Here is a 3,267-nt window from a genome sequence, read left to right on the forward strand (position 1 = left end):
GAGCGTGCGGCGGAAATAGCCCGCTGAACAGTTGAGGTATCTTCAATCGCTTCTTGCACAGCCCACAACAGATCGGCAATTCGCTTCTGCTCGTCGAGCGGAGGCAGGCCGAACTCATACCTGGCGATGTCTGACCAGTTGACGTAGGGGTTGACCGACCCCTTCGACTCGGCAAGAGCGAAGGCGTGAAAAGGTTCTGCGGTCAAGACAAACGGTAGGAATCTCGACAACAGCACACGCTCGTCCTTGGGTTGGATCACAAAGGTTGTATTGGCGCATACGCCGTCGAAATCGGCGACGGCCACCTTGCGGAGATAAGTTCGGCGGGAACCGTAGAGAACCTGTCCTGGCCGGAATCTGCGGTGGAACGCTGGACCTAGGTAGCCATCCCCAATCTCACCCCAGCGGTGGATGGTCAGGTCGTCGGTGTCCATGTGTTCACCGGCGACATATCGTTCCACCTCGCCGTCGGCGGGATCGCACTTCTCTTTTGACGCCTCGGCGACATCGCCGAGAATCGTCCGCTTCCACGTTCTCTTGTCCAGGCTAAGGCTCACCGGGACGCCTCCTGACCGAGAAACGAGATCAAGTGGGACACTGATTCGTCGGCAGCAGCGGTTGCGGTACGCCATTGGGCGACCGCGTCCTCGATGTTGATCACGTCTTCGGGGTCAGTGGTGTTCTCGGCGGCGACATAGAGCGGGATGGCGAGGCTGTAGCCCTTTCCGGCGATCTGCGTCATTGTGGCGACAGCCGAGAACCCCAGTTCATCTGAAAAACCTTGGTAGCTAGTCAGGATTCGCTTCTGGTGATTCTCCCGCAGGAAGGACTGCGCCTGGTCGCGGGACACCTCATTGACCGCATTGATGAACAGCACCTTCCCCTTGTGCTCGGGCGGCTTCTTGGTGCGCAGCGTCACCACCACGGCTTCCATCGGGCTGTTGTAGAACAACCCGGCACCCAGCCCGAGCACGCACTCCAGCAGGTCGGACTTCACCAGTGCTTCACGAAGCGGGGCCTCTTCCCGACGAAACAGCACCCCATGTGGGAAAAGGATCGCTGCCCGGCCCCTCTTGGGGTCCAGGCTCTTGGCGATGTGCTGGAAGAAAGCGTAGTCGGCGCGCCCCTGAGGCGGGACACCCCACGTGTTGCGCCCGTAGGGGTCCTTGGTGAATGCGGTGCGGTTCCACGCTTTGATGCTGTAGGGCGGGTTGGCGAGCACCACGTCAAAGGTCTTCAGTCGTCCGTGGCGGTCGTGGAATGCCGGCGCTGCGAGGGTATCGCCGTGACCGATGTGGCCATCGGCGATGCCATGCAAGAAGAGGTTCATCCGGGCGATAGCAGAGGTGCCGTGGTTGAGTTCCTGCCCGTACAGCTTCAGGTTTCGCCACTCCTTGCCCTGGCCGCGCAGCTCGGCGGCAGCCGAGATGAGCATACCGCCTGTGCCGCAGGTGGGGTCGTAGATGGATTCGCCGGTTTGGGGTTGCAGCATCATCGTCATTAAGTGGACGAGGGTGCGGTTGGTGTAGAACTCTTGGGCCGTGTGGCCGGAGTCGTCGGCGAACTTCTTGATGAGGAACTCGTAGCCTTGCCCCAGTTCGTCCTCGGGCAGGTTCTCCACGGACAGCGTCTTAGAGGAGAAGTGCTCGATGAGGTCGCCGAGCGTTGCGTCGGGGAGCAGGTACTTGTTACCCCAGTCGCCGTCACCGAATACTCCCGCGAGAGTGTCGGGGTTGGCGGATTCGACGGCCCGCATGGCCTTGAGGATCGCTGCGCCGACGTTGGTGGTGACGTTGCGGATGTCGTCCCAGTGCGCGCCAGCGGGGATGGCGAAGCGGTGGTTCTCCGGCAGGTCCGCCAGTTCCTCGTCGCCGTACTCCGCCAGAGCGATGTTGTGCTCCTCGTCGTACACGTCGGAGAGCCTCTTGAGGAACACCAGCGGGAAGATGAACTGCTTGTAGTCGCCGGCGTCGATCAGCCCGCGCAGCAAGACCGCTGCGCCCCACAGATAGTTCTCCAATTCGTTCTGGGTGATGCGCTTGCTCATGCGCCCAGTCCCCATTTCGCAAGTTCCTTCTTCAGTGCCGCCCGCGACTCGCCGGCAGCCATGTGTGCGGCTTGCAAGTCCGCGAGCGCCTGGTCGAGGGTGACCTCCTCGTCGGTGTCGGCGGGTTCGACGTAGAGCGGAATGTTGAGGTTGTAGCCGTTGGCTTTGATCTCGTTGAGGGTGGCGACGTGTGAGAGTCCCGGTGAGTCGCTGAAGGCCTGGTACGTCTTGAGGATCGCGCCAGCGTGCTCGGGTTCCAGCGTGTTCTGGTTGCGTCCACGTTTGAACAGGTGCTCGGCATTGATGAACAACACCTCCTTGCTATGGGCGGTGGACTTGTTGCGCCGCAGGATTAGGATGCAGGGGGCAAGCCCGGCTCCGTAGAAGAGGTTCGGGGCGAGGCCGATCACCGCTTCGATGTAGTCCGTGTTGAGGAAGTGCTCACGGATCCGGCCTTCGGCGCCCTGGCGGAACAAGGCACCTTGCGGCAGCACCACGGCCACACGTCCCTTGCGCGGCGTCGCGGAGGTCAGCATGTGTTGGACCCACGCCCAGTCCGCGTATCCGCTCGGGGGCACCCCTCCGAGGTGGTTGCGTCCCCACTTGTCGGTCGCCCACTGTTCTTGTCCCCAGTTCTTCAGGGAGAACGGTGGATTGGCGATCACGCAGTCGAACTGAGCCAGATGCGATCCATCGAAGTAGGCCGGGCTGCGCAGCGTGTCCTCGCGTACGACGCGGAAGTCCTCGATGCCGTGTAGCAGGAGGTTCATCCTTGCGATGCCGGAGGTGGCGAGAACCTTTTCCTGTCCGAACAGCTTGCCCCACAGGGTTTGCGCCTGTCCGCCCTCGGCTTTGACGTGTTCGATGACCTCGATGAGCATGCCGCCGGTCCCGCACGCCGGGTCGTAGACGCTTTCGCCCTCCTTGGGGTCGAGGATGTTGACCATCATCCGGACCACCGAGCGCGGGGTGTAGTACTCGCCGGCCTTCTTGTTGGATTGGTCGGCGAACCTCTTGATGAGGTACTCGTATGCCTGCCCGAATACATCCGGAGACACGGCTGCGTTGGTGAGCGGCTTGGTGGAGAGGCGTTCGATGAGGTCCGCCAACTTGGCGTCGGAGAGCTTGTCCTTATTGGTCCACGGTGCGTTGCCGAAGATGCCATACAGAGTGTCGGGGTTGGCTTTCTCAATCTCGCGGAACGCGGTGACCAACGCCTG

3 protein-coding genes are annotated in these 3,267 nt (G+C 61.8%); all 3 read right to left on the bottom strand.

The annotated features are described in order from the left end of the window. The coding region (locus tag ACN27A_RS34285) for a restriction endonuclease subunit S (protein WP_421459143.1) at positions 1-557 on the bottom strand (557 nt) is incomplete at its 3' end. Further along, positions 554-2,047, bottom strand: a complete 1,494-nt coding sequence (locus tag ACN27A_RS34290) for a type I restriction-modification system subunit M (RefSeq protein ID WP_421459144.1) — start codon at positions 2,045-2,047, stop codon at positions 554-556. The genes ACN27A_RS34290 and ACN27A_RS34285, both read right to left, overlap by 4 nt. Continuing rightward, positions 2,044-3,267: N-6 DNA methylase (locus ACN27A_RS34295; RefSeq protein ID WP_421459146.1), on the bottom strand; the 1,224-nt coding region annotated here is incomplete at its 5' end. The genes ACN27A_RS34295 and ACN27A_RS34290, both read right to left, overlap by 4 nt.

It is taken from the genome of Micromonospora sp. WMMD737 (genome assembly GCF_049179055.1).
Taxonomy (GTDB): domain Bacteria; phylum Actinomycetota; class Actinomycetes; order Mycobacteriales; family Micromonosporaceae; genus Micromonospora; species Micromonospora reichwaldensis.